The following is a 25,586-nucleotide window of genomic DNA, read 5'->3' on the forward strand; positions in this document are numbered from 1 at the left end:
CCCCCGGCGCCGCGCCCCGTTCAGCCGCCGGCTCGACGGCCGACGAGCTCCCGCCCGGTCCGCGCGATGTGGGTACGGGAGATGCCGGCCGCGTCGAGCAGTTCGGCGCTGGTCCCGGAACCCGGCAGGTCGCGTACGGCGAGATGGGCGAACGCCGGGGCCAGCCGCTGCGCGGCGAGCGCGGACAGCACGGCCTCGCCGATGCCTCCCTCGGGGTGGTGGTCCTCCGCGACGACCAGTGCTCCGGTGTCCCGGGCGGCGCGGGCGAGCGTGGCGAGGTCCACCGGCTTGACGGAGTACAGGTCGACGACGCGCGCGGGGACACCGTCGGCGGCCAGCGCGTCCGCCGCGGCGAGGCATTCGTGGAGGGTGACGCCCGCGCCGACGAGGGTGACCCGGTCGTCGGGGCCGGAACGCAGGGTCTTGGAACCGCCGACGGGGAACGTCTCGTCGGGTGCGTAGAGGACGGGGTAGGCGCCCCGGGTGGTGCGCAGGTAGGAGATGCCGTCCAGGTAGGCCATGGCGGCGGTCAGGGCGGCGGTGGACGTGGCGTCGGAGGGGTAGAGCACGGTGGAGCCGTGGACGGCGCGCATCATGGCGAGATCCTCCAGACCCATCTGGGAGGGCCCGTCGGCGCCGATCTCGACCCCGCAGTGGGTTCCGCACAGGCTCATCGAGACCCCGGAGACGGCCGCCATGCGGATGAAGTCGTGGGCCCGGGTGAGGAAGGCGGCGAAGGTGGTGGCGTAGGGGCGGTAGCCGCGCGCGGCCATGCCGACCGCGGAGGCGATCATCTGCTGTTCGGCGATGTAGGTCTGGAAGTACCGCTCGGGATGGGCCTTGCCGAAGTCCTCCGCGTGGGTGGAGTTGCCCACCTCGGCGTCCAGGGCCACGATGTCGGGCCGGTCGCCGACCGCGGCGAGCGCCTTGCCGAAGGCGACACGGGTGGCGACGGTCTCGCCGGTCCGGAACTGCGGCAGCACGACCCGCACCGGGGCGGGCGGGGCGACCACGGGGGCCGCGGGCGGCCGGTGGCCGCGCACGGTGAGGTGGCGTACCCCGCCGAGTTCGGCGACGGCACGGGCGGCGAGGTCGTCGGGCAGCGCCTTGCCGTGCCAGCCCTCGGCGTCCGCGATCTCGAAGACGCCCTGGCCCTTGACGGTGCGGGCGACGACGACGGTGGGGGCCTGCCCGTCGCGCGCGGTGGTCAGGGCTTCGTCGACGGCCTCGAGGTCATGGCCGTCGACGACGAGGGCGCGGCAGCCGAACGCCTCGGCGCGGCGGGCGTAGGCACCGGTGTCCCATCCCAGCTCCGTGGGACCGCGCTGGCCGAGCCGGTTGACGTCGATGATCGCGACGAAGTTGGCCAGACGGTGGCGGCCCGCCTTGTCCAGGGCCTCCCACACCGAGCCCTCGGTCATCTCGCTGTCGCCGCACAGGACCCACACGTGGTACGGCTCGTGCTCCAGGTCGCGTCCGGCGAGCGCGATGCCGACCCCGTACGCGATGCCCTGGCCCAGCGATCCGGTGGCCGCGTCCACCCAGGGCAGCACCGGAGTGGGGTGCCCCTGGAGGCGGGCACCGGCGCGGCGGTAGGTGGTCATCAGCTCCTCCTCGCCGATCGCGCCGGCGGCGAGGAACATCGCGTACAGCAGGGGCGAGGCGTGTCCCTTGGAGAAGATCAGGTGGTCGTTGGCGCGGTTGTGCGGGTGCTGCCAGTCGTAGCGCAGATGGCGGGTCATGAGGACGGCCATCAGGTCGGCGGCGGACAGGCTGGAGGTCGGGTGCCCGGAACCGGCGGAGGTGCTGGCGCGGACGGAGTCCACGCGCAGTTGCTGGGCCAGTTCGAAGACCTCGTCCAGGCCGCTGTCGGGTCCGAGGGCGGTGCTGGTGTTCTCGGCCGTCATCACGGCCTCCTCTCGTCCGGTCCTCCGCCTCCCGTCCACCGCCTCCCGACGGTCCGGTTCCGCGTTCCGGGCGTTCCACGGCCGTCGGCGCGCGGCCACGGGGCGGCGGCGCCCGGGAGCGGGGCGGCACAGCGGGGCACGGCACCGTGCCCCTTGCCGACCGTATGTCCCGGGCGCGCGGGCCGCGATTCAGAGCCTGCCGGGTGGCCTTCGGCCGGAAACCTGACGCGGCACGGCGCGTGCGGTGCCAGGCGCCGGAAACGTGCGCACCCGGGCGTGGCCGCACCGGTCACCGTTCCCCCGACGGGCTCTCAGGCGCGGGACGGTCCGACGGTGCGGTCCAGGAGGGCCAGCAGCGCGGTCCAGTGACGCTCGTCCGCGTCGCGGTCGTACGCGGCGGTGTCCGCCTGGGTGAATCCGTGCCGCGCCCCGGCGTAGACCTCGCCCCGGTGGCGCACGCCCGCCGCGGTGAGGGCCGCGTCGAGGCGGGCGATCTGCTCGGGCGGCAGCGCGGGGTCCTCGTCGGCGTGGCCGAAGTACAGCTCCGCGGTGATCCGCTCGGCGAGCAGATGGGGGCTGTCGGCGGACTCGGTGGCCAGCCGCGCGCCGTGGAAGCCGGCCGCGGCCGCGATCCGGTCCGGGTACGTGCCCGCGGTGCGCAGGGCGAGGCCGGCGCCCATGCAGTACCCCGTGACGGCGACCGGCCCGTCGGCGGCCGCGGGGCAGTCCGCCAGCCAGGTCAGGTAGGCGTCCGCGTCGCGCATCGCCAGCTCGGGGGTGAGCGAGCGCAGGATCGGCCCGAGGCGCTCGAAGATCTCCGGACGTGCGGCCGGATCGATGAAGTCGGGCAGTTCGACCACCGGGGCCCTGCCGTGGCGGTGGAAGACGTTGGGGACCAGGACGGTGTATCCGGCTCCGGCGAGACGGTCGGCCGTGCTCCTGAGCCGGGGTCGGAGTCCGAAGGCGTCCATGTAGAGGAGGACCGCGGGATGCGGCACTCCGTCGTCCGGGTGGACCAGATAGGCGTCGGCGACGCCGTCCGGTGTGGTGATGTCCACGGACGTCCCGTGCACGGCGGTCATGGGCGATTCCCTTCACTTCTCGCTTGCGGCGGTGCTTCCCGCTCGTGGCGGTTCTTCCCGGTCGTGGCGCCGGCCCGGCGCGCGGGGACGGCCGGGCGGGAGGTGACCGGCGCCCCGGCGGGAGCGTGCGGCGCCGACCATGTTCATGAGCACTGTTCCGGTCCCACGACTCGGTATCGTCGAGCGGCAGCCTCGGTCGAAGAACAGTACTCGGGCGGACAGCAGGTGCGGTTTCCGGCAGGGGACCAGGACGGTGAAGGATGCGGAACCCCGATGACAGACAACTCCGACATGATCGAATTCGTTCGGGCGCGTCTCGCCGAGGAGGAGCGGATCGCGCAGTCGGCGGGCGGGGACAGCTGGCGCTGCCCGTCCGGGATGTCCGGCGAGGTCCACGACCGGACCGGTGCCATCACGTTCAGCCTGCGCGGTCACGGTTTCGATCAGCACATCGCCCTCCAGGATCCCGCGCGCACCCGTCGTCGCATCGAGACGAGCAGGGTTCTCCTCAACGAGTACGCGGAGGTGGCCGACCAGGACACCGACCGCCCGGACCACGACTTCTCGTCCGGTCGCGCGGTCGGCCTCGGTTTCGCCGTGCGACAGCTCGCCGCGGAACACGCGGGCCATCCCGACTACCGGGCGAAGTGGCTGCCGCGGTTCATCCACTAGTGCTGTGACCGGCATGGCTTGCCCGGAAGGAACGTCGTCCGGTGCGTGCGATCGCAAGGGGGCCGGAAGCCCCCGAATGGGGTCTCCCCTGCTCGAACGAAGCTGAGAGCTCGGGGAAGTGCCGGACGGCGCGACGGGGCAAACGTTGCCGGGAGCGGCACTGGCCGTGCAGCAGCCAGACGCGCAGCAGCGAGGTCTCCGGGGGGCGGCCGTCGGCGGGAACCACCGCTTCGCCGGGCACTCGACCGGCGCCGCCGCGGGTATACGTCCCCTGTCATCACCGGCCCGGGGACTGCACCGGAGGGAGCGGCGGCCATGGAACGGACCACATGCTGTGTGGTGGGCGGCGGGCCCGCCGGAATGGTCCTCGGGCTGCTGCTGGCCCGGGCGGGGGTGGCGGTCACGGTCCTGGAGAAGCACGGCGACTTCCTGCGCGACTTCCGCGGCGACACCGTGCATCCGTCCACCCTGGGGCTGCTGGACGAACTGGGGCTGGCCGGACGGTTCGGCCGGCTGCCGCAGCGCCGGGTGACGACGGTCCAGGTGCCCCTCGGCCCGGACCGCTCGCTGGTCACCGTCGGGGACATCGGCGCGTTGCGCGGCCCGTACAACTACATCGCGATGGTGCCGCAGTGGGATCTGCTGAACCTCCTCGTGGACGAGGCCGCGCGGGAGCCGTCCTTCTCGCTCCGGATGAACACCGAGGCGATCGGGTTCCTGCGGGAGCGCACCGGTTCACGCCGCGGCCGAACGGGGCGGAGGGCTCGGGGAAGGGTCGCCGGAGTGCGGTACCGCACGTCCGACGGCCGCGTCGGCGAGCTGCGCGCCACGCTCACCGTCGCCTGTGACGGCCGGTTCTCGCTGGCCCGGTCGTTGCCCGAACTGGGGCTGCGGAGCTTCGCCTGTCCGATGGACGCCTGGTGGTTCAGGCTGCCGCGGCGGGACGGCGACCCGCACGGGCTCGTGGGAGGCGTCGGCGACCGGTTCTTCAGCGCCTTGATCGACCGCGGGGACTACTGGCAGTGCGCCACGTTGATCCCGAAGGGGACCGACACGCGGCGCCGCGCCGCCGGCCTCGACCGGTTCCGTGGCGAGTTCGCGGCCGGCGTGCCCTGGCTCGCGGACCGCGTGCACGCGCTCGGCTCGTGGGACGAGGTGAAACTGCTCGACGTACGGCTCGACCGCCTGCGACGCTGGCACCGCCCGGGACTGCTCTGCATCGGCGACGCCGCGCACGCGATGTCACCGGTGTTCGGCATCGGGATCAACCTCGCGGTCGAGGACGCGGTGGCCGCCGCCCGGTACCTCGTCGGGCCGCTGCGCGAGGGCGCGGTCGGCCTGCGGACCGTGCGCCGGATCCAGCGCCGCCGTCTGCCGACGACCGTCGCGACGCAGACCCTTCAGCGCCTCGCCCACACGAACATCATCGAACCGGTCCTCTCGGGCCGCCCGGCGTTCGGCGACGCGAGGCGTGCCCGGCGGCTGAGCGAGCTCGTCACGACCTCGCGGTGGCTGAACCGTCTGCCGGCGTACTTCTTCGCCTACGGGGCCCTGCGCGAACGCCCGCCCACCGCCTCGGTGCGCTGAACGCGCACGGCGGACCGGCACCGGGCATCACGCGCGGACACCTGCCACCGGACACCGGGGACGCGGGCGCGGTCGGGCGCGGTCGGGGTCAGGCGCGCGCCTTGCGGGCCGACATCCAGGCGTAGACGAGCACTCCCGCGAAGAGGAACAGCACGCCCTGGTAGACGGCGGCGTAGCCGGAGCCCGCGAGGAGCCACATGGAGAAGCCGAAGGCGACCAGGGCGAGCGCGGCGTCACGGACGAGGCGGGCCGGGCGGACCCGGTCGCGCCGCCCCGAGGCGAGGAAGTACAGCTGGGCCGCCGTCGCCAGCAGGTACGGGACGGCCGCGGTGAAGGTCGTGACCAGCACCAGGATCTCGAACACCCGGGCCGACCCGGCCATGTAGTTGTAGACGGTCAGCAGGGAGGCGAGCACGGCCGCGACGACGACCCCGAAGGTGGGCACTCCGCGCCGCTTCACCACGAAGCGGTCGGGGAACAGCCCGTCGCGGGCCGCGGCGTACGCCGTCTGGGCGCTCAGCAGCGTCCAGCCGTTCAACGCGCCCACGATCGACACGAGCGCCGCGCAGGCGACCACCGCGCCGCCCCACGTGCCGCCGAACATGGCGTCGACGGCGTCGGTGAAGGGGGCCTTCGACGTGAGCAGCTCGTCGTGCGCGACGGTGCCGAAGACGGCGAGCGTGCCCAGGAGGTACACCAGCGCCGCGCCGAGCGTGCCGAGGACGGTCGCCCGGCCGACGTTGCGCCGGGGGTCGCGCACCTCCCCCGCGCTGACCGCCGCCGACTCGACGCCGAGATAGCTGAAGAGCAGGATCGCGGCGGACGCGGAGACCGCGCCGAGGGCACTGCCGCCCGTGGCCTGGAAGGGGCCGAGGTTGTCCGCGTCGAAGAAGAACATCCCGCCGACCGCGACCAGCAGCAGGGGCACGAACTTCAGCACGGTGGAGACGAGCTGCACCGCGCCCACGTAGCGGGTCCCGGCGAGGTTGGCGAGGGCGGGCGCCCACTGCACCACGAGTGCGGCGGTCATCATCAGCCACGGCGAACCGTGCAGGGGCAGCAGCACGTCCAGGTAGCCCACGGCGGTGACGGCGAGCGCCGCGTTGCTCACCCAGGAGGTGATCCAGTACGACCAGGCGGCCAGGAAGCCCGCGAAGTCGCCGAACGCCTCGCGCACGTAGACGTACGGCCCGCCGGTGCGCGGGTCGCGCCGCGCGAGCCGTCCGAAGACGAGCGCGAGCGCGATGGCCCCGAGCGTGAGCACTCCGAAGGCGACGAGGCTGATGGTGCCGTACGGGGCGACGGACGCGGGGAGCAGGAAGATGCCGCCGCCGATGATGTTGCCCATGACCAGGGCGGTCGCCACCGGAAGCCCGAAGCGTCGGGCGTGCCGGCCGTCCCCTTCCCGCTCCGGGAGCCGCGAGGACCCCGGCGAGGCCGCGGAGGCCGGGGCCGGAGCCGATGGTGGAACGGTTCCGGTGTCGCGCATGGGTGGTGTGCCTTTCGTCCTTCCGGGATGCCGTCGGCCGCCCCCGCGGGCCGCGTCACGGCCCCCGGGCGGCGCCACGGCGGCGGGCGGGTGTGCGGGCACACACCTCTGCCGTGGTCATCGCCCGGGGATTTGCTCCATGCTCGGATATCGGACACCTCAGACAAAATCGCCGCTGAATGTTCACCGAATCACCCGCTTCGACCGGAAAACGGACGGGTTCGAGGGCATGGGTCGGCGCATCCTTCACCGGGAGCCCCGGCACCGCCCGCGCCGGGCACACCCGAACGGAAAACGCGTCGACATCGCCCCATCGCCTCCGGCACAGTGACTGCCCATGACGAGCAGCGAGCTGTGGACCCGCGCGACCGCCGAACGCTACGACGCCGAGGAGACCGAGAGGTCCTCGCCCGCCTTCCTCGGACCGGCTCTCGACTTCCTCGCCGAACTCGCCGGGGACGGCCGGGCACTGGAGTTCGCCGTCGGAACCGGGCGGGTGGGCGTCCCGCTCCGGGAACGCGGTGTGCCGGTCGTGGGCATCGAACTGTCCGAGCACATGGCCGCGGTCCTGCGGCGCAAGGTGGACGAGGAAACCCTTCCGGTCGCCGTCGGGGACATGGCCACGACCACCGTCCCCGGGGAGTTCAGCCTGGTCTACCTCGTCTACAACACGATCACCAACCTGCTCACCCAGGGCGAGCAGGTCGAGTGCTTCCGGAACGCCGCCCGCCATCTGGCCCCCGGCGGCCGGTTCGTCGTCGAGCTGGAAGTACCGCCGCTGCGGTTCCTCCCGCCCGGGCAGGTCGCGGTGCCGTTCGACGTCTCCGAACGGCATCTCGGCTTCGACACCTTCGATCTGGCCGAGCAGATCCTCGTCTCGCACCACCTCACCCGCGACGGCGACGACGGCCGCTACCGCCGCAGCGAGTCCCGGCACCGGTACGCCTGGCCGGCGGAGCTCGACCTGATGGCACGGCTCGCGGGGCTCGAACGGGAACGCCGCGTCGCGGACTGGAGCGGGGAGCCGTTCACCGAGGACTCCACGAAGCACGTCTCCGTGTGGCGCAAGCCGGTCTGAGGCCGCCGCCCGGCCATCAGGGACCCGCGTGCACCTGGCAGGCCCACAGGCTCGGGGTCCGCGGATAGGTGTCGCGCAGGGTGCGCACGGCCCGGTGCAGGGCCTCGGCCGCGCGGGCGACGTCGAGCGCGCCGTCGCCCGTGTTCAGCGCTTCGTAGACGCTCAGCGCGACCTCGGCCCCGATGGCGTCGTCGACATGCCACAGCGAGCCGACGACGTGGGGGAAGCCGGCCATCTGGAAGGCGCTGACGATGTGCACGGCCTCGTCGGCGAGCCCGGGGCTGGTGCGCAGGGTGTCGCAGGCGGAGAGGTAGGCGAGCCGGACCGACGGCAGCCGCAGCCGGGCCAGGTCGCGCACGGTCAGCGGGTGCGCGGTGTGGTCGTGCAGGACGAGCCTGCTGCCGGAGGGACGTTCCGGGTCGCCCAGGGCGTGGCAGGCGAAATGGGCGTGGGCGTGGTGGTGCAGGGCGGAGACGACCGCGGAGCGGGTGGCGTCCGCGTCCGCCAGCAGCGCGGCGCCGGGGAGGAGGCCGGCCAGCTGGTCCGCCTCCCGGCGTGCGCCCGGGAGCGGGGCCTGGCCGGTGGCCCCCGCGACACTGACCACGAGCGTGCCGCCGCCCGCCGGGCGGGCGGCGCGGCGACGGGCGTGGTGCAGGGCCCGCAGCGTCGGTGTGTACGAGGAGACCACCCGGTCCAGGGCGCCCGGAGCGTCGACGGGGGCCGCCGCGTGCAGGGGCAGCGTGCCCAGGAGACCGCCGGGCGACCACCACACTCGAGTGGCCTCCGGGAGGCGGTCGAGGACCGGACCGGTGGCCGCCCGCCACAGCCAGGCGAGGGTCTCCCGTACGTCCTCCTGGGCACGCCGCGACTGCTTGCGGGAGGTTCCGGGTGTCTCGATGCGGACCAGCGCGTCCTGGAAGGTGCGCCGACGCGCCGCCGTCGTCCGCTGGTCGAGCCCGGGGAGGGGCACGGCGTCGATGGAGCGCTCGGTGACGACCAGGGCGTCGCTGCCGTACGGCGAGACGTTGACCAGGATCACCGGGCCCGCCGCGGCGGTCGCGCGCAGTTCGCGCTCGTCCCACTCACGCACCGGACGCAGCATGCCCAGCTCGGGGTGTTCGGCGCGGATCCGGTCCGTGAGGTCCCGCCACTCGGCCGCCAGCCGCTGCCGCAGATCGGCGCGGGCGTCGGGGCCGGGCGGTCGTTCTTCGAGGAACTCCCGGGCGCCGGTCGCGGTGTCGAGGGCCTCCCGGAGTTCCTCGAAGCGGTCGGCGAGGTCCGGGGCGGTCTCCCGGAGCCGCGTCAGATCGCTGTCGGCGTCGAAGGCGTGGGAGAGGATCACGCCCCTGGCCTGTTCGAGCAGTCCGACCGCGAGCCCGGGCCGGCCACAGCGCACCGCGCAGGCCGCCGCCCGGGCACCCAGCCCGACGGTCCCGCTCAGCAGGAACTCCTGGTCGTCACGGACGAGATGACGCGGCGCCACGGAATGCAACAGGTCGACCGCCAGGGCGTAGCCGTCCAGGGCTCCTTCCCAGTCGCCCAGCTCCGCCCGGACGTCGCCCCAGGCCCGTGCCGCTTCCATGCGCAGGGAGGGCGCGCACTGCTGCTCCAGGGCCGCCGAACGGAACACGTCGGCCGCCGCGACCAGGTCGGCTCCGCGGCGACGGCGGCCGGGCCTCCGGTCGCTCAGAACGCGGCCGAGGTTCGTCAGGCGCAAGGTGCGGTGGGGGTGACCGGGCGGGGTGGCCTCGACGGCCCGGTGGAAGAGCGCGACCACTTCGTCGCGGGCCGCGGACGACACCAGGACGCGGGGGCTCAGGAGCCGTGCCCCCGCCGCCACCGTCAAAGCACCCGCCAGCTCGGGCGAGTTCGCGGGCAGCGCCGCGATCACCGCGTTGGCCAGCTCGCGCGCCTCGCGGGCGTCGCCGATCCGCGGCGTCCGTGCGAAGCGTGCCATCAGGGCGATGGCGAGGTTGTGACGCCGACGGGGCAGCAGCGGGTCGCCCTCCGGGGTGAGGGCGAGGGCCTCTCTGAGCAGCGGTACCGCCTCATCGAGTCCGCCGGCCGGATCGGCGGCGCGTCCGAGGCCGATGACCAGACCGATCCCCGTCGAGCTCAGCAACGCCGCGCGGTGCGCACGGCCCAGGCCGGGCAGCGCGGCGGCCCGGCCCCGGCACTCCTGGGCCTCCCGCAGGTCCTCGCCGTCCTCGGTCAGCTGGTGACGCAGGTCCAGCGCCGCGCCGAGGTTGAGCAGCCGCACTCCGAGCATCCGGTGTCCCTCGGGGGTGAGTGCCACCGCCGCCCGATGGGCGCGCACCGCCTCGTTCAACTCCCCGGGATCTCCGGAGCGCTGATAGCCGGCGGTCAGCACCAGTCCGAGATCGTCGAGCATGGTGGGGCGGTCCGGGTGGCCCGGCGGTGTGAGCGCCTCGGCCCGCCGCAGCCGGCGCAGCGCCTCCGCCAGATCCGGCCCGTTCGCCTCCGGGTCGCGCGTGTAGCGGGTGTACAGGGCCATCGCGGGGGCGAGAAGCGGTGGTCCGGAGCCGTCCGGCGGCTCCGTCGAAGCGGTGGCCGGGCCGATCAGGCCGAGCGCCGCGTCCAGATCGGCCTGAGCGCCGGTCGCGACGGAACGGGCGCGCAGGGCGTTGCCCAGCGCGTTGCGCAAGGCGGCGCTCCGACCGGGATCCGTGGCCGCCCGAAGCGCCTCGGTCAGCACGGCGACCGCCTCGTCCAGATCCTCGGTCCGGCCTGTGTACTGTGCCCTCAGCACGAGGGCCATGCCCAGGTCGTGGCCCGCCGTCGCGGGTTCCGCATCGCCGGGCAGCGCCCGGCGGCACAGCTCCACCACCTCGTCGCACTCCTCGGGTGTCGCGCCCTCCCGCTGCCGCAGCAGCAACAGCGCGCGCTTCAGGACGTCGAGACCGTAGAACGGTCGGGGACTCCCGGGGGCCGCCTGGGCCAGTGCGTCACGTGCGATGCCGACCGCCTCGTGCAGGTCCTCGGGGTCGTACGAGCGCAGGTAGCGGTCCAGGAGCCGGGCGGCCAGGGCGTCGAGGGCGAGGAGACGCTCGGGCGACCCGGCCGGGATCGCCTTGAGGGCGCGGTGGGCGAGCCGCACCGGGTCCGCGGCCTCTCCTGACGTGTCGCCGGACATGTCGCCGAGCAGGTCCCCGAGCGGCCAGGTCGTCCCGGCCCGGTCCAGCGCCCGGGACAGGCCCGCGTGCCGGTCCGCGTACCGGGGGTCGTACTCCGGCGTCGCGAGGACGGCGAGGCTGCCGCATCCGACCGCGGTGGCGAGCCGGATCCCGGGAGAGGGCAACACGGCACCGAGGGCCGCGGCCAGTCGGTGGAGCCGGCGTACGTCTTCGGAGGCCCCCGGCGGCGGGTCGTACTGCCGCCCCTCCGCCACGATCAGCCACGCGGCACACTGGGCCGCCCACTCGGCGGGGCCGTCCGCGTCCGCCGGGTCGGGGCGGACGGCGGGACCGGTGGCCGCGTAACGCGCCGCCAACTCCGGCGGCACCAGCCCCGGATCGGCGACCCAGACCGGGAAGAGCAGTGTGCCCGCCATGCACCCGTGCACGCCGCCGTGCTCCCCCGGCCCGGCCATCTCGCGGGCGACGCAGAGCCACCCGGCCGCGTGCCGGGCCTCCATGTCGGTCCTGGCGTCGGCGGTCCGCAGCAGCCCCCGCAGTTCCGCGTCCGCCTCGGGGCCGAACACCACGGCCCCGTCCACCCCTCCGTCCGCGGTCGCGGCCCGCGCGAGGCGCGCACGGATCGCCTGCAGGAACCAGTCCCGGTCGTACCTCACCCCGCCGCTCCCCGCTGTCCGGTCTCGTCGTCACGTCCACGCACGCCCAACTCTGCCCGATCTACGGCACACTTGGACCATGACCGCGTCTTCCGACCTCCCTCATGCCGATCACCGGGCGACGGCGTCGTTGTGCCTCCTGCTCGGCTCGCCGGACGCTCTGCGACAGCCCGAGGTCCGGGAGGCGGCCGAGCACGCGCGGGACCTGCTGCGGTCGGGCGCGGGCGCCGACGAACTCGCGGCCTGCTACCGCGTCCTGGACACGGCGTTGCGTCGGGCCGGGGACGCACGCGGGCTGGTCAACGGATCCCGGAGCTGGACGGCCCCCGGCGTCTCGCCCCACATCAAGGTGGCCGTGTGCCCCGGACCGGCCCGGTGCCCCCGCGTCGAACGGGCCCGCGACCTGCTCCCCGCCCCGCACTGCGCGGTCAACGGCACGCGCATGCGCAAGGGCCGGCTGGACTCCGCCCAGTGACCCCGCTCCCGTGAATCCCCTCCTCGCCACTCTGGGCGGCAGACTCACCGAACGCTGGCTCAACCTGCTGGTGCTCCCCGGCGCGCTGTTCCTCGCCGTCACGGCCGTCGGCGCCACCCTGGGTCACCGCCACTGGCACGACATCGACCGGCTGCGCACCGGTCTGGACGACCTCGCCACCAGGCCCGCCCTCGACCGCGCGGGCACCGCCGCGCTCCTGGTCGCCCTGGTCCTGCTCGCCGCGACCGCGGCCTCGCTCGTCGCGCAGTTCCTCGGCGGCGTGATCGAGCGGTACTGGCTGCGCTTCGGCCGGGACCCGCTCTCGCGCGCCCTCACCGTCCGCCGCGTCCGCAGGTGGAGGGAGCGGGACGCGCGGCTCGACGCGGCAGTCGGCCGCGCCGACTGGACAGGTGCCGGGCCCGACGACACGGTGATGGTCCCGAGCGGCACACTGGCCCGGATCCGGTCCCTCACCGAGGCCCGCGACCGTGTCGCACTGCGCGAACCGGCCCGCCCCACCTGGTACGGCGACCGCATGCAGGCAACGGCCGACCGTGTCGAGGCGGCCTACGGAGTGGACCTCGCCACCCTCTGGCCCCGGCTGTGGCTGGTCCTCCCCGAACCCGCCGTACGCCACATCCAGTCGGCCCGCGACTCCTTCGGCGCCGCCGCCCGTCTCGCCGCCTGGGCCGTCGGCTACGCCCTGCTCGCCTGCTGGTGGTGGCCCGCCGTCCTGGCCGCCCTCGGCTGCGCTGCCGTGGCCCGCTCCCGCGCGCGCACCGCCCTGGACGCGCTGGCGGGCCTCGTCGAGGCCGCCGTCGACGTCCACGGCCGCGAACTGGCCACCCGGGTCGGCCTGCTCCCGCCGGACGCACAGGGACTGCTGGCCCATGACACGGGGGACGGGATGTCGGCGGTGTTCAGAAAGGCCGAGTGACCGTCGACGGACCATGGCACCGGCGCACCCGCCGCGGACCGGCCGGGGAGCGGCTCCGGTCGGCCCAGGTGATCGCCCGCCCGCAGGTGCTCGGGCAGGCGGTGCTCGTGGTCACCGCGGAGTACGACCGGTGGGCCGGTACGGACGGGATTCAGGCGCACGACCGGCTGGAGGTTCTTGTGCTGGTCACGAGCGGGCGTCTCGTCGTGGTCGGGCCGAAGCGCGGAACGGGCGACCGGGGCGTGCACCCCCCGGGCGATCGGCTACGCCGCTCCGGTGTCCCGGTTCGGCCTCGGCACCCGGCCCCGGGCGCGCCGCGACCTCCTGTCGCGCAGGGGGCAGGACCTCGACAGCGACGTGTGCAAGCAGCGGCTGCTCGACCACGTGGACGGGGAGTGGAGCCCGGAGTCGCTCCAGCTCCCCCCGGCAAGTGAGCACCGCCGCCGACTTCCCCGAGCAGGTCACCCGCTCCGTGGTCCGGCTGGCCGGCACGGTCCTCGGCATCGACCTCATTCAGGTGGGGTCCGCGGAAGGTGGAAGGGCACCTGGTCGCCGGCCGCGTGGGCGACCGAGTGGGCCGCTGAGGTGCGCCCGGCAAGGAGGGCGGCCGACGTCCGGTGCCGCCCGGGTCAGCCCGACTTCGGCGGCTCCTGCGTGTCGAAGGCGAAGAGAGTGTTCTTGGCCGCGGCCACGATCACCGCGCGCCCCGCGACGGTCACGCGCGGGCTCGCGCCCTGCTCGCCCGTCAAACCATCGGCCTGCGGGTCTGTCGTCCACAGAGGTTGGCCGTCGTGCGGCGACAGCGCGACCACCCGGCCGGTGGCCGAGCTGAAATACAGCGCGCCGGCTCCCGCGACGGGACCCGACGCACCCTCCACGCCGGTCTGCCGCGACCACTTCGTCCGGCCGGTCGCGGGGTCGAGCGCCGTGACGAGACCGGTCTGCCCGCTCACGTAGACGGCGCCGTCCGCCATGCCGGGCGTCCCCGCGTATGTCCTGGCCAGTCGGGAGTACGTGACCTTCCGCGAGTCCGGGTCGACCCGCGCCACCCCGTCGTAGCCGGCCAGCGCCGGTCCCTCCATGTGTCCCTGGAGGAGTACGAGCCCGCCGTTGGTGACGCCCATCGGTACGGCGGGGCCGTCGACCGCGATGGGCCCGCCCAGTGCCCCCGAGGTGCGGTCGACCGTGCGCAGGGTGGGGTGGCGCACCTCCAAGGCATCCACCTCCGTATCCGTCGCGCACATCGCGAAGAGCTGTGGCCCCACCGGGACGGGAGCGCACTGCGTACCGGCGGGGAACGACGTGGTCCAGGTGACCTCACCGCTGTGCGCGTCCCGGGCCTCGAAGCGGGAGTTGGAGGCGTCGACCGTCACGACGGCGGAGCCGACCACGACGGCGTCCTGGGTCCGCCCCGTGACGGCCTTCGACTGGGCGCCGGACGGCACGGACCACAGCTCCCGGCCGGTGTCGGCGTCGATGGCCACCACCTCGCTGGGAGGGTCCTGCGGGGCGTCCTGGGCGGCGAAGCGGTAACCGAGCACCGTGTCGTCGGTGGTGCCCACCATGTGCATGCCCTGGACGGGGACGCCCGGGCTCTTCGCCGTCCACACCCGCGAGCCGTCCATGGCCCTGATACGGGTCGCGACGACACCGCCGCCCCCGCAGAACACCGCGTCGCCGCGCGCGACGCAACGCAGCTCGTCGGGGATGTCCTCGCGCCCGCCCTGCACGGTCTTGCGCCACGGTTCGAAGCCGTCCGGAAGCGCGGCACCCGGCGTCGCGACGCCGTTGCCCTTGCCGCCGCCGCTGTTCCCCCCGAAGCCGCCCGCCTTCAGTACGGCGGCTCCCCCGCCGATCGCTGCCACCGCGACCGCGGCCGCGAGCACAGGACGCCATCGGCGACGCAGACGGCGGCCGACGGGGGTGCCGGTGCTCCCTGTGTCGGGACCGGCCGGGGCGGTGTCCGGGGCTGACGGCGCCGGGGTGTCCCGCGTCGCGAAGTGATGCTGAGTGATCACGTCGCGGGTGCAGCCCGCGCCGACCCCGTTCGCGTCGGTTCCACCGAGGTCGGCCGGCAGGTCCCGCAGCAGCACGAGGAGTTCGTCGGCAGAGGGGCGCCCCTCGGGCTCCTTGTCCAGGCACAACTCGACGACCGCGCGCAAAGCCGCCGGCACGGCACCCAGCGACGGCTCCTCGTGCACCACCTGATACGCCGTCATGTACGGGCTGTCCGCGTCGAAGGGCCCGTGGCCCGTCGCCGAGTACACCAGCAGCGTCCCCAGCGAGAAGACATCGGACCGCGGCCCCACACCACGCGGCGCCTGCAACTGCTCCGGCGACATGAAGGGCGGCGTACCGATGACCCGGCCCGTCATCGTCAGCGTCTGCTGGTCCACGGCGCGCGAAATGCCGAAGTCGATGACGCGGGGGCCCTCGGGCGAGAGCACGACGTTCGAGGGCTTCAGGTCACGGTGGACGACCCCCACCCGGTGGATGTCGCGCAGCGCCTCCGCCAGCCCGATGGCGAGCCTCCTCAGCTCCGCACCGTTCAGCGGGCCCTTCTCGGCGATGTGCTGGGTGAGCGTGGGCCCCTCGATATAGGTCGTCGCCATCCACGGCTGCTCGGCCTCAGGAGCAGCGTCGACCACGGCGGCGGTGAACGCGCCGCTCACCCGCCTCGCCGCCGCCACCTCCTGCCGGAAGCGGATGCGGAACTCGTCGTCCGCCGCGAACTGCTGGTGGATCAGTTTGACGGCGACGGGTCGCCCCGAACTCGTACGGGCCAGAAAGACCGTGCCCATGCCACCCGAGCCGAGCCGCGCCTCAAGCGGATAGCCGCCGATCTCGACTGGATCACCTCCGCGCAGCGACACTCTTCCCGCCCTCCCGTCCCCCGTGCACCTCTGCCACCACGGGCCTGCGTACTTGTCCCGCAGACAAACTAGTCGTAGGGCGGTGCGGCACAGCAAAGCGGGTGACGGACAAGGAGTCCAGAGCCGCTCCCGTGCCGCACACGACGAAGCCCCGCCAGGAGCATGACGGAGCTCCGTCGTGTCGTGGAACACCGCACACCGCTCATTCGGCGCGGCCGGACTTCCCCTCTGCGGTCCAGCCGAAGCGATCGGCTAACCGACGAAGCTCAGACGCACCTGACGGTCGGGATTGTCCTTGTTGGTGTCGACCAGGCACACCGACTGCCACATCCCCAGTTCGAGCCGTCCACCGATCACCGGCAGCGTCGCGTGCGGGGGCACGAGGGCGGGCAGTACGTGGTCGCGGCCGTGCCCGGGCGAGCCGTGACGGTGCTGCCAGCGGTCGTCGGCGGGCAGCAGGGTGTGCAGGGCCGCGAGCAGGTCCTCGTCACTGCCGGAACCCGTTTCGAGCACGGCGATTCCGGCGGTCGCATGCGGCACGAAGACATTGAGCAGCCCGTCCCTGGCGGCGGCGGTCCGGGCGAGGAACTCCTCGCAGTGGCGCGTCAGATCGGTGACGGTCTCCGTCGTCCCGGTGGTGATGCGCAGGACGCTGGTGCTGAAGGGGGATGACATCCTCCCATCTTGCCGCCCTCGCCGCGCGGTCGCGCCGTCCACTCCTTCCGCGTACGGACGCGTCTTCCGCGCGGGAACGTACAGGGCTCCGCCGAACGGAGCTTTCGCGGCGGCGCTGGAAGATCCTCACCGTCGACACGGTTAGTAGAAGCGTGAACAACACTGAGGTGGCCGCAGCGCACATGGTCGATGTCGTCGTGATCGGCGCCGGACAGGCGGGCCTGTCCGGCGCCTACCATCTGCGGCGCGCGGGCCTGGAACCCGAACACGACTTCGTCGTGCTGGACCACTCGCCGCGCCCCGGTGGCGCCTGGCAGTTCCGCTGGCCCTCGCTGACGTACGGCAAGGTGCACGGCATGCACGCGCTTCCCGGTATGGAGCTGACCGGCGCCGACGACGACCGGCCCTCCTCCGAGGTGATCGGCGCGTACTTCGACTCCTACGAGCACGCCTTCGACCTGCGGGTCCACCGGCCGGTGGACGTGAGCGCGGTGCGCGAGGGCGACGGCGGCCGACTGCTCGTCGAGACGTCCGAGGGCACGTACGCCACCCGCGCCCTGATCAACGCCACCGGCACCTGGGACCGACCGTTCTGGCCGCGCTACCCGGGGCAGGAGGGCTTCCGCGGGCGGCAGTTGCACACGGCGGACTACCCCGGGCCCGACGCGTTCGCCGGTCGGCGGGTGGTGGTGGTCGGCGGCGGCGCCTCCGGCACCCAGCACCTCATGGAGATCGCCGAGGTGGCGGCCGAGACGTACTGGGTGACGCGTCGGCCGCCGGTCTTCCGGGAGGGGCCGTTCGACCAGGACCGGGGCCGGGCCGCCGTGGCGCTGGTGGAGGAACGGGTACGGCGCGGACTGCCGCCGCAGAGCGTGGTGAGCGTGACCGGACTTCCGTTGAACGACGCCGTGCGACGGGCCCGCGCGGAGGGAGTGCTGGACCGGCTGCCGATGTTCGACCGGATCACACCGACCGGGGCCGCCTGGGACGACGGCCGGACGATCGACGCCGACGTCATCCTCTGGGCGACCGGCTTCCGGGCCGCCATCGACCACCTCGCGCCGCTGAGGCTGCGCGAGCCCGGCGGCGGCATCAGGCTCGACGGCACGCGGGCGGTCAGGGACGCACGCGTCCATCTCGTCGGATACGGGCCGTCCGCCAGCACCATCGGCGCCAACCGGGCGGGGAGGGCCGCGGTGCGCGAGATCACGCGGCTCCTCGCGACACCGGCAACCGACGTCGGCCACGCGGGCACCGCCCCGGAAACGGCTTCGGTCCCGGAAACGGGAGCGATCCGTGCCGTCCTGCCGGGGGCCCGTCGACCGGTACGACAGACAGCTCAACTCACAGAACACGCGAACACGGGATCGGATGTTCGCTGGAACGCGTGATCGTTTCGCATTTCGTTGCTCAGCTCCCCCGCGACGGATGATGATTACAGGGCGCAAGCAACGGGCTGCAGACCGCGACTGCGCTGTCCCGCATATGCACCATGTACAAGGAGAAAATCCTCATGAACGTCCTCACCAACCTGCTCGCCGGCATCGTCCACTTCGTGGGTTGGCTCGTCTGACCGTTGTTCCGCCCGGCGCCGTCGCTCCCCGTCCCACGGGAGCGGCGGCGCCGCCGCGTGTACGGGCCGCTCGGGGCCCCACACCCGGCCCCGCCGATCAGGTGGCCACCGGGGCCAGTCGGGTGTCGCATCGGACGAGCGCGGCATAGCGGCCGTCCTGCCGGAGCAGCTCGTCGTGGGTGCCGCGTTCGGTCGTGCGACCGGCGTCGAGGACGACGATCTGGTCCGCGTCGCGGACGGTGGAGAGGCGGTGGGCGATGGTGATGGTGGTCCGGCCCGCGGAAAGCGCGTCGATCGCTTCCTGAACCGCGAATTCCGTACGGGTGTCCAGGGCGCTCGTCGCCTCGTCGAGCACCAGCACCGGCGGATCGCGCAGGATCGCACGGGCGATGGCCAGGCGCTGCTTCTCGCCGCCCGAGAAGCGGTAGCCCCGCTCCCCGACCAGGGTGTCGTAGCCGTCGGGCAGTGCGGAGATGTGGTCGTGGATCTGCGCCGCGCGGGCGGCCGCCTCGATCTCGGCGTCGGTCGCTTCCGGTTTGGCGAAGCGCAGGTTGTCGGCGACCGAGGCGTGGAAGAGGTACGTCTCCTGGGAGACCACCCCCACGGCCCGCGCCAAGGTGTCGAAGTCGAGCTCGCGCACGTCGACGCCGTCGATCAGGACCCGGCCGCCCGTGACGTCGTAGAGCCGGGGCACCAGGTAGCTGAGGGTGGACTTGCCCGACCCGGTGGGTCCGACGATCGCCAGGCTGCCGCCCGCCGGCACGGTCACGTCGATGTCGCTGAGCGTCGGACCGTTCTTCTCGTCGTAACTGAAGTCGACGTGCTCGAAGCGGACCTCGCCGCGGATCCTCTCCAGCCGGACCGGGTGCTCGGGCTCGGTGATCTCCACGTCGAGGTCGAGGTATTCGAAGATCCGCTGGAAGAGCGCGAGGGACGTCTGCATCTGCACTCCGGTGGAGAGCAGGCCCACGGCCGGCCGGAACAGCGCCTGCTGGAGCGAGACGAAGGCGACGAGCGTGCCGATGGAGACGGCCGGACCGCCCGATCCCAGGGCCAGCCCCGCCGCCCAGTAGATGACGGCGGGCATGGCGGCCATGACGACGCCGATCGTCGCCATCCGCCACCGCCCGGCCATGCTGGAACGCACTTCGAGATCGACCAGCTTCTCCGACTCCTCGGCGAAGCCCTCGGTGAGGGAGTCCGCCCGGCCCATCGTGCGGCCGAGCAGGATGCCGCTGACGGAGAGCGACTCGGTGACCGTCGCGGCCATGGCGGCCATCTGCTTCTGGCGGCGGGTGGTGATCTTCTTGCGTTCGCGGCCGACCTTGCGGCTGATCCACACGAAGACCGGCAGCAGGAGCAGCGAGACCAGGGTGAGCCGCCAGTCGAGCGCCAGCATGGCGACGACCGTGGCGACGACCGCGGTGAGGTTGGAGACCAGCGAGGTCGCGGTGGAGGTGACGGTGGCCTGCATGCCGCCGATGTCGTTGGCGATGCGGGACTGCACCTCGCCGGTCCTCGTCCGGGTGAAGAAGGCGAGCGGCATACGCTGCAGCTGGGCGTAGACCGCGGTGCGCAGATCGTGCATGACGCGCTGGCCGACCGTGGTGGAGATCAGCGTCTGCAGGACGCCGAGGACGCCGTTCAGCACGGCGGCCACGATCATCCCGAGGGCGAGCAGCGACAGCAGTCCCGTACGCGCCTGCGGAATGGCGGTGTCCAGGATCTCGCGCAGCAGGAACGGCGAGGCGACCGACACCAGGGACGAGGCGCCGACGAGCAGCGCCACCAGGGCGAGCCGACCTCGGTAGGGACGGAACAGGCGCAGGATGCGACGCACCTCGGCGGGCGGGTGTTCTCCGTCCCGGGGCGGGGGCGTCCAGTTGATTTCGTCGGGTTTCATGGGCTCCTTCGACGGTGCGGGGTCGTGGGGACCCGGGGTCCGGCCGGTCCGGCATCCGGCCCGGGGTGGTCCGGGTCCGGGCCAAGGGCCGGGTATCCGGCATTTCGAGAGCTTAGCTCATTGTTACCTTCGCTCACAATGAATGCGGTCCTGATATTATTCCGCCATGGACTCCTCCGACGCAGACGGCGTACTCGCCGAGCAGTTGCTGCGGGTGACCCGCAGGCTCCAGCGGATCCAGAGCCGCCAGCTGGAGCCGATCGGCATCACTCCCGCCCAGTTCCGGCTGCTGCGCATCGTGGCCCATTACGACGGGCCGCCCCGGATGGCGGACCTGGCCCAGCGGCTGGACGTCGTCCCGCGCGCCGTGACGAGTCTGGTCGACGGCCTGGAGACGAGCGGCCGGGTGCGCCGCGCCCCCGACCCGGACAACCGCCGGGTGATCCGGATCGAGATCACCGAGGAGGGCCTCGCCACCCTCCGCTCGCTGCGCGACGCGCGCCGGGCCGCCGCGGAGGAGATCCTGGCCCCATTGACCACCGATCAGCGCGAGGTGCTCGGCGGGCTGTTGTCCGCCCTGGTCAACGGCATGCCGGAGCGCCACTGCTAAACCTGTGGGAACGCGCGTCCGGCCGGTTGGTGCCCGGCACGCACCGGCCGGACGTACCGAACGAACAGAACAGAACCGCCGAGGAGAGCCCGACATGCCGCTGCTGGAGCCGAAGCCCGAAGCACTCCGTCCCGGTGCGGTGCGCACGCCGTCCCCGGACCGGGTCCCCGACCGGCGGTCCCCGGGCACGCCCGAACCGCTGCGCAGCGCGCTGATCGGCCTGCTGGGGGCCGAGAAGGTGCTGTGGAAGGTCTCCGACCTGGTGAAGTACGCCTCCGACGCCAGCCCCTACCGGTTCGTGCCCCAGGTCGTCGTGGTCCCGGAGGACATCGCCGACGTCGCGGCGATCCTGTCGTACGCGCACGACAACGGCCGCGAGGTCGTCTTCCGCGCGGCGGGCACCAGCCTGAACGGCCAGTCGCAGGGCGAGGACATCCTGGTCGACGTGCGCCACCACTGGGCGGGCATCGAGGTGCTGGACGGCGGCGCACGCGCCCGTGTCCGGCCCGGGACGACGATCGTGCGGGCCAACGCCACGCTCGCCCGCCACGGCCGGCTGCTCGGCCCCGACCCGGCCAGTGCCATCGCCTGCACGGTCGGCGGAGTCGTCGCCAACAACGCCTCGGGCATGACCGCGGGCACGACCCGCAATTCGTACCGCACCGTCTCCTCGCTCACGTTCGTCCTGCCGAGCGGCACGGTCGTCGACACGGGTGCCCCCTCGGCGGACGAGGACCTGGCCCGGGCCGAGCCCCGGCTCTGCGAGGAACTGCTGGCGCTGAAGGCGGAGATCGAGGCGGACGCCGAGCTGACCGCGCGTATCCGGGCCAAGTACGAGATCAAGAACACCAACGGCTACCGCCTCGACGCCTTCCTGGACGGGTCGACGCCCGTCGAGATCCTGCGGGGGCTGATGGTCGGCTCCGAGGGCACCTTCGGCTTCATCTCCGAGGTCGTCTTCGACACGCTTCCGCTGGACCGACGCGTCTCCACCGGTCTGCTGTTCTTCCCCTCCCTGACCGCGGCGGCGGCGGCCGTGCCGCACTTCAACGCGGCGGGGGCGATCGCCGTCGAGCTGATGGACGGCAACACGCTGCGCGCGTCGGTGAGCGTCCAGGGCGTGCCCGCGGACTGGGCCGGGCTGCCGAAGGAGACCACGGCGCTGCTGGTGGAGTTCCGGGCCCCGGACGAAGCGGGACAGGAGGCGTACGAGCGGGCCGCCGCGTCCGTCGTCGAGGGGCTCGACCTGGTCGCGCCGGTGGCCTCGGTGACCAATGAGTTCACCCGTGACGCCCAGGTCATCTCGGGCTACTGGAAGGCCCGCAAGGCGTTCGTCACCGCGGTCGGCGGATCGCGGCCCTCGGGGACGACGCTGATCACGGAGGACTTCGCGGTGCCTCCCTCCCGGCTGGCCGACGCCTGCGAGGCCCTGCTCGCGCTCCAGGCGCAACACGGTTTCGACGCCGCCGTCGCCGGGCACGCGGCGCACGGCAACCTCCACTTCCTGCTCGCCTTCGACGCGGCGAAGCCGTCCGACGTCGAGCGCTACGCCGCGTTCATGGACGACTTCTGCCGACTGACGGTGGAACGTTTCGACGGCTCCCTGAAGGCCGAGCACGCCACCGGCCGCAACATCGCCCCGTTCCTGGAGCTGGAGTGGGGCCCGAAGGCCACCGAGCTGATGTGGCGCACGAAGCAGGTCATCGACCCGGACGGGGTACTGGCCCCGCGCATCGTCCTCGACCGCGACCCCAGGGCCCATCTGCGCGGTCTGAAGACCATCCCCGAGGTGGAACTGATCGCGGACCCCTGCATCGAGTGCGGCTTCTGCGAACCCACCTGCCCCAGCCACGACCTGACCACATCCCCGCGCCAGCGCATCGTGCTGCGCCGGGAGATGATGCGGCAGACGGGCGGCTCGCCGGTGGAGTCGCGGCTGCTGGACGCGTACGGCTACGACGCCGTCGACACCTGCGCGGGCGACTCGACGTGCAAGCTGGCCTGCCCGGTCGGCATCGACACGGGCGCCATGATGAAGGACTTCCGCCACCGTCGGCACTCGCCGCGCGAGGAGCGGATCGCGGCGCTCACCGCCAAGAACTTCAAGGCGGTGGAGGCGGCGGCACGTCTCGCGGTCGCCGCGGCCGACCGGATCGGCGACCGCATCGGCGACGGGCCGCTGGAGACGATCACCGGGCTCGCCCGCAAGGCCGTACGCCCCGATCTGATGCCCGAGTGGCTTCCCGAGACCCCGGGCGCCGCCGCCCGGAAGCTCCCCCGTACCTCCCGCGTCGGGGCGAGGGCCGTCTACTACCCGGCGTGTGTGAACCGCATCTTCGGCGGCCCGGAGGGCCATCGCGGCCCGTCCCTGCCGCAGGCCGTCGTCGCCGTTTCCGCCCGCGCCGGGAAGCCGGTGTGGATCCCGGACGACGTCGCGGGCACCTGCTGCGCGACGATCTGGCACTCGAAGGGGTACGACGAGGGCAACACCGTGATGGCCAATCGCATCGTGGAAGCGGCCTGGGGCTGGACGGCCGGCGGCCGGCTCCCCCTGGTCGTCGACGCCTCGTCGTGCACCCTGGGCATCGCCCACGAGGTGGTGCCGTACCTCACCGACGACAACAGGGAGCTGCACCGGGAGCTGACCATCGTCGACTCCCTGGTCTGGGCGGCCGACGAACTGCTCCCCGGGCTGACGGTGCTCCGCAAGGTCGATTCGGCGGTGCTGCACCCGACGTGCTCCATGCAACATCTGGGCGATGTGGAGCAGTTGCGCACGGTCGCGGAGGCCTGCGCGGAGGAGGTCGTGATCCCCGACGACGCCGGTTGCTGCGCGTTCGCGGGCGACCGCGGCATGCTGCACAAGGAGTTGACGGAGTCGGCCACGGCCAAGGAGGCGGCGGAGGTGAACACCCGTGACTACGACGCGTACCTCTCCGCCAACCGCATGTGCGAGATCGGCATGGACCGGGCCACGGGCCACTCGTACTACTCCGTGCTGATGGAACTGGAACGGGCGACGCGGCCGGGAGCGGTCGTGCGCTGACCCGCGCGGGGCCGCCCGGCGACCGCCTCGCGGGCCGGTCGTCCGACGGCCCGCCGACGTCCTCACCCGCCGGGTGGGTCCGGTCATGACCGGACCCACCCGGCTTTCGCACGGGCACCAGGCCCGTGGTTCACGAAAGTCCATGGTTTGGGATCAGGAGTCCAATCGTTCCCCTTGCGCGTGGACGGACTCGACGACCAAGGTCCTCCACGAGGTTCATTCACCGGCCGCGCACGTCAGACCCCCCTTCTGGAGGATCGATGAACGACGCAGCACAGCACGACGACGGTACGCAGCACGACGCCACGCAGCACGGGAACCCCCGGCACCACGGCGCGGAGAGCGGCGACCCGGGCCCGATGAGCCGCCGCTCGGTCCTGTGGACGACCGCCTCGGTGGCCGGTGCCGGGCTCGCGCTCGGCGGTCTCGGCGCCGGGACCGCGTCCGCCGCCCCCGTCCCGGGCCCGCAGTCGGCCGGCGCGGAACAGGCGTCCGCGCCGCAGCGCCGGGGGCGCACCATGGTGGGGGTTCCGTTCGACCGGCGCTCCACCGTCCGGGTCGGACTGGTCGGGCTCGGCAATCGCGGTGGCAGCATGATCGACCTCTTCCTCGCCATGGAAGGCGTACGGGTCGTCGCCGTCTGCGACCCGGTCAGGGCCAAGGCCGAGCGAGCGGCGGCGAAGGTGACCGCCGCGGGGCAGCCGTCGCCCGCCGTCTACACCAACGGCGAGCACGACTACGAGAACCTCTGCCGGCGCGGGGACATCGACTTCGTCTACGTGGCGACGCCCTGGGACTTCCATTTCGAGATGGCTAGGACCGCCCTGCTGAACGGCAAGCACGTCGGCGTGGAGTGCCCGATCGCGCTCCGGCTGGACGAGCTCTGGGAGTTGGTCGACCTCTCCGAGCGCACCAGGCGTCACTGCATGCAGTTGGAGAACTGCTGTTACGGGCGCAACGAGATGCGTGTGCTGCGCATGGCGCACGCCGGGCTCTTCGGCGATCTGCTGCACGGCGCGGGCGCGTACAACCACGACCTGCGCGGCCTGATGTTCGATCCGAAGTACTACGAGGGCCCGTGGCGCAGACTGTGGCACACCCGGCTGCGCGGGGACCTCTACCCCAACCACGGCTTCGGTCCGGTCGCCAACTACATGGACATCAACCGCGGCGACCGTGCGGTCAGCATCACCAGCGTCGGTTCCCCGTCGCTGGGACTCGCCGAGTACCGCAGGAACAACATGCCGCCCGGCGATCCGAGCTGGAAGGAGACCTACATCGAGTCCGACCGTACGATCAGTCTCGTCCAGACCGCCAAGGGCCGGGTCATCCGGCTGGAACACGACGTGTCGACCCCTCACCCGTACTCACGGATCAACAGTCTCGGCGGGACGAAGGGCGTCTTCGAGGACTACCCGGCGCGCATCTACATCGAGCCCGACCACACGAACGACGCCTGGGGCGACTTCTCCCGGTACGCCCAGTGGGACCACTGGCTCTGGAAGGAGCACGCCAACCCGCCGGGCGGACACGGCGGAATGGACTACATGCTGGTGTTCCGGCTGATGCAGTGCATGCGGCTCGGCCTCGTCCCGGACTTCGACGTGTACGACGCGGCGACCTGGACGGCACCCGTGCCGCTGAGCCATCTGTCCATCAAGGCGAAGGGCGCGCCGCAGCAGATCCCGGACTTCACGCGCGGTGAATGGAAGAAGGCACGCTCCGGCATGGATTCGGAGAAGCCGGAGGGGATCTGACGGTCCGTGCACGGGCCGCGGGCCCCGGCTCCGCGGCCCTTCTCCACGACCGGTGCGGCGGCCGGAGCATGTCCGAAACGACTCCCCCGGGGAAAATTCGATTGCTCCGGC

The 25,586-nt window shown here is 72.9% G+C and carries 16 protein-coding genes; 9 read left to right on the forward strand and 7 right to left on the reverse strand.

The window, feature by feature from the left end; translation table 11 throughout:
* Positions 1 to 20: 20 nt before the first annotated feature.
* Together AB0E67_RS21660 and AB0E67_RS21665 are read right to left on the reverse strand one after the other, a co-directional pair.
* Entirely contained in the window at positions 21 to 1,907 is a 1,887-nt protein-coding gene (locus AB0E67_RS21660) for a transketolase (protein WP_362029162.1), read from the reverse strand.
* Positions 1,908 to 2,218: 311 nt separating this feature from the next.
* Positions 2,219 to 2,989, reverse strand: a complete 771-nt coding sequence (locus tag AB0E67_RS21665; RefSeq protein ID WP_362029165.1) for a dienelactone hydrolase family protein — start codon at positions 2,987 to 2,989, stop codon at positions 2,219 to 2,221.
* 273 nt (positions 2,990 to 3,262) lie between these two features.
* Here AB0E67_RS21665 and AB0E67_RS21670 point away from each other — a divergent pair, with 273 nt between their 5' ends.
* Positions 3,263 to 3,661 carry a DUF6221 family protein gene (locus tag AB0E67_RS21670; RefSeq protein ID WP_362029168.1) on the forward strand — a complete coding sequence of 133 codons (399 nt, stop codon included), beginning with the start codon at positions 3,263 to 3,265 and terminating at the stop codon, positions 3,659 to 3,661.
* Between the two features lie 315 nt (positions 3,662 to 3,976).
* Positions 3,977 to 5,248, forward strand: a complete 1,272-nt coding sequence (locus AB0E67_RS21675) for an FAD-dependent oxidoreductase (RefSeq protein ID WP_362029171.1) — start codon at positions 3,977 to 3,979, stop codon at positions 5,246 to 5,248.
* An 88-nt stretch (positions 5,249 to 5,336) separates the two neighbouring features.
* Here AB0E67_RS21675 and AB0E67_RS21680 read toward each other — a convergent pair whose 3' ends face one another.
* The gene (locus tag AB0E67_RS21680) at positions 5,337 to 6,737 is read right to left on the reverse strand and encodes an amino acid permease (RefSeq protein ID WP_362029174.1); all 1,401 of its coding nucleotides are present in this window, start codon (positions 6,735 to 6,737) and stop codon (positions 5,337 to 5,339) included.
* Between the two features lie 337 nt (positions 6,738 to 7,074).
* On the opposite strand from AB0E67_RS21680, the gene AB0E67_RS21685 reads away from it, so the two are divergent.
* Complete coding sequence (locus AB0E67_RS21685; RefSeq protein ID WP_362029177.1) at positions 7,075 to 7,815, forward strand: class I SAM-dependent methyltransferase; 741 nt, start codon at positions 7,075 to 7,077, stop codon at positions 7,813 to 7,815.
* 16 nt (positions 7,816 to 7,831) lie between these two features.
* On the opposite strand, the gene AB0E67_RS21690 is transcribed toward AB0E67_RS21685, so the two are convergent.
* Complete coding sequence (locus AB0E67_RS21690) at positions 7,832 to 11,626, reverse strand: CHAT domain-containing protein (RefSeq protein WP_362029180.1); 3,795 nt, start codon at positions 11,624 to 11,626, stop codon at positions 7,832 to 7,834.
* A gap of 79 nt (positions 11,627 to 11,705) precedes the next feature.
* Here AB0E67_RS21690 and AB0E67_RS21695 point away from each other — a divergent pair, with 79 nt between their 5' ends.
* Positions 11,706 to 12,101 carry a hypothetical protein gene (locus AB0E67_RS21695; RefSeq protein WP_362029183.1) on the forward strand — a complete coding sequence of 132 codons (396 nt, stop codon included), beginning with the start codon at positions 11,706 to 11,708 and terminating at the stop codon, positions 12,099 to 12,101.
* 10 nt (positions 12,102 to 12,111) lie between these two features.
* Positions 12,112 to 13,038, forward strand: coding sequence for a hypothetical protein (locus AB0E67_RS21700; protein ID WP_362029186.1), 927 nt, complete (start codon positions 12,112 to 12,114; stop codon positions 13,036 to 13,038).
* Positions 13,039 to 13,667: 629 nt separating this feature from the next.
* Here AB0E67_RS21700 and AB0E67_RS21705 read toward each other — a convergent pair.
* Both AB0E67_RS21705 and AB0E67_RS21710 read right to left on the reverse strand, forming a co-directional pair.
* Complete coding sequence (locus tag AB0E67_RS21705) at positions 13,668 to 15,911, reverse strand: PQQ-binding-like beta-propeller repeat protein (RefSeq protein ID WP_362029189.1); 2,244 nt, start codon at positions 15,909 to 15,911, stop codon at positions 13,668 to 13,670.
* A 252-nt stretch (positions 15,912 to 16,163) separates the two neighbouring features.
* Positions 16,164 to 16,586: a YjbQ family protein gene (locus AB0E67_RS21710; RefSeq protein WP_362029192.1), complete on the reverse strand. Its 423-nt coding sequence runs from the start codon at positions 16,584 to 16,586 to the stop codon at positions 16,164 to 16,166.
* 182 nt (positions 16,587 to 16,768) lie between these two features.
* Here AB0E67_RS21710 and AB0E67_RS21715 point away from each other — a divergent pair, with 182 nt between their 5' ends.
* Positions 16,769 to 17,977: an NAD(P)-binding domain-containing protein gene (locus AB0E67_RS21715; RefSeq protein ID WP_362029365.1), complete on the forward strand. Its 1,209-nt coding sequence runs from the start codon at positions 16,769 to 16,771 to the stop codon at positions 17,975 to 17,977.
* Positions 17,978 to 18,256: 279 nt separating this feature from the next.
* Here the strand turns inward: AB0E67_RS21715 and AB0E67_RS21720 are convergent, their stop codons facing one another.
* Positions 18,257 to 20,062, reverse strand: a complete 1,806-nt coding sequence (locus AB0E67_RS21720; RefSeq protein WP_362029195.1) for an ABC transporter ATP-binding protein — start codon at positions 20,060 to 20,062, stop codon at positions 18,257 to 18,259.
* Between the two features lie 166 nt (positions 20,063 to 20,228).
* Between AB0E67_RS21720 and AB0E67_RS21725 the strand changes: the two genes are divergently transcribed.
* The 3 genes from AB0E67_RS21725 (at position 20,229) to AB0E67_RS21735 (ending at position 25,475) form a co-directional block, all read left to right on the forward strand.
* On the forward strand, positions 20,229 to 20,672 hold the full coding sequence (locus AB0E67_RS21725) for a MarR family transcriptional regulator (RefSeq protein WP_362029198.1): 444 nt from the start codon (positions 20,229 to 20,231) through the stop codon (positions 20,670 to 20,672).
* Between the two features lie 94 nt (positions 20,673 to 20,766).
* The gene (locus AB0E67_RS21730; protein ID WP_362029201.1) at positions 20,767 to 23,718 is read left to right on the forward strand and encodes an FAD-binding and (Fe-S)-binding domain-containing protein; all 2,952 of its coding nucleotides are present in this window, start codon (positions 20,767 to 20,769) and stop codon (positions 23,716 to 23,718) included.
* Positions 23,719 to 24,077: 359 nt separating this feature from the next.
* Complete coding sequence (locus AB0E67_RS21735) at positions 24,078 to 25,475, forward strand: Gfo/Idh/MocA family oxidoreductase (protein WP_362029368.1); 1,398 nt, start codon at positions 24,078 to 24,080, stop codon at positions 25,473 to 25,475.
* Positions 25,476 to 25,586: the final 111 nt, after the last annotated feature.

The sequence above is a fragment of the Streptomyces sp. NPDC032161 genome (assembly GCF_040636995.1).
Taxonomy (GTDB): domain Bacteria; phylum Actinomycetota; class Actinomycetes; order Streptomycetales; family Streptomycetaceae; genus Streptomyces.

Excerpts from the sequence above, each read along its gene's own strand:
- AB0E67_RS21730 (WP_362029201.1), top strand. The coding sequence starts at position 20,767 with ATGCCGCTGCTGGAGCCGAAGCCCGAAGCACTCCGTCCCGGTGCGGTG.
- AB0E67_RS21665 (WP_362029165.1), bottom strand. The coding sequence starts at position 2,989 with ATGACCGCCGTGCACGGGACGTCCGTGGACATCACCACACCGGACGGC.
- AB0E67_RS21680 (WP_362029174.1), bottom strand. The coding sequence starts at position 6,737 with ATGCGCGACACCGGAACCGTTCCACCATCGGCTCCGGCCCCGGCCTCC.
- AB0E67_RS21675 (WP_362029171.1), top strand. The coding sequence starts at position 3,977 with ATGGAACGGACCACATGCTGTGTGGTGGGCGGCGGGCCCGCCGGAATG.
- AB0E67_RS21670 (WP_362029168.1), top strand. The coding sequence starts at position 3,263 with ATGACAGACAACTCCGACATGATCGAATTCGTTCGGGCGCGTCTCGCC.
- AB0E67_RS21685 (WP_362029177.1), top strand. The coding sequence starts at position 7,075 with ATGACGAGCAGCGAGCTGTGGACCCGCGCGACCGCCGAACGCTACGAC.
- AB0E67_RS21725 (WP_362029198.1), top strand. The coding sequence starts at position 20,229 with ATGGACTCCTCCGACGCAGACGGCGTACTCGCCGAGCAGTTGCTGCGG.
- AB0E67_RS21710 (WP_362029192.1), bottom strand. The coding sequence starts at position 16,586 with ATGTCATCCCCCTTCAGCACCAGCGTCCTGCGCATCACCACCGGGACG.
- AB0E67_RS21715 (WP_362029365.1), top strand. The coding sequence starts at position 16,769 with ATGGTCGATGTCGTCGTGATCGGCGCCGGACAGGCGGGCCTGTCCGGC.
- AB0E67_RS21720 (WP_362029195.1), bottom strand. The coding sequence starts at position 20,062 with ATGAAACCCGACGAAATCAACTGGACGCCCCCGCCCCGGGACGGAGAA.
- AB0E67_RS21660 (WP_362029162.1), bottom strand. The coding sequence starts at position 1,907 with ATGACGGCCGAGAACACCAGCACCGCCCTCGGACCCGACAGCGGCCTG.
- AB0E67_RS21735 (WP_362029368.1), top strand. The coding sequence starts at position 24,078 with ATGAGCCGCCGCTCGGTCCTGTGGACGACCGCCTCGGTGGCCGGTGCC.
- AB0E67_RS21695 (WP_362029183.1), top strand. The coding sequence starts at position 11,706 with ATGACCGCGTCTTCCGACCTCCCTCATGCCGATCACCGGGCGACGGCG.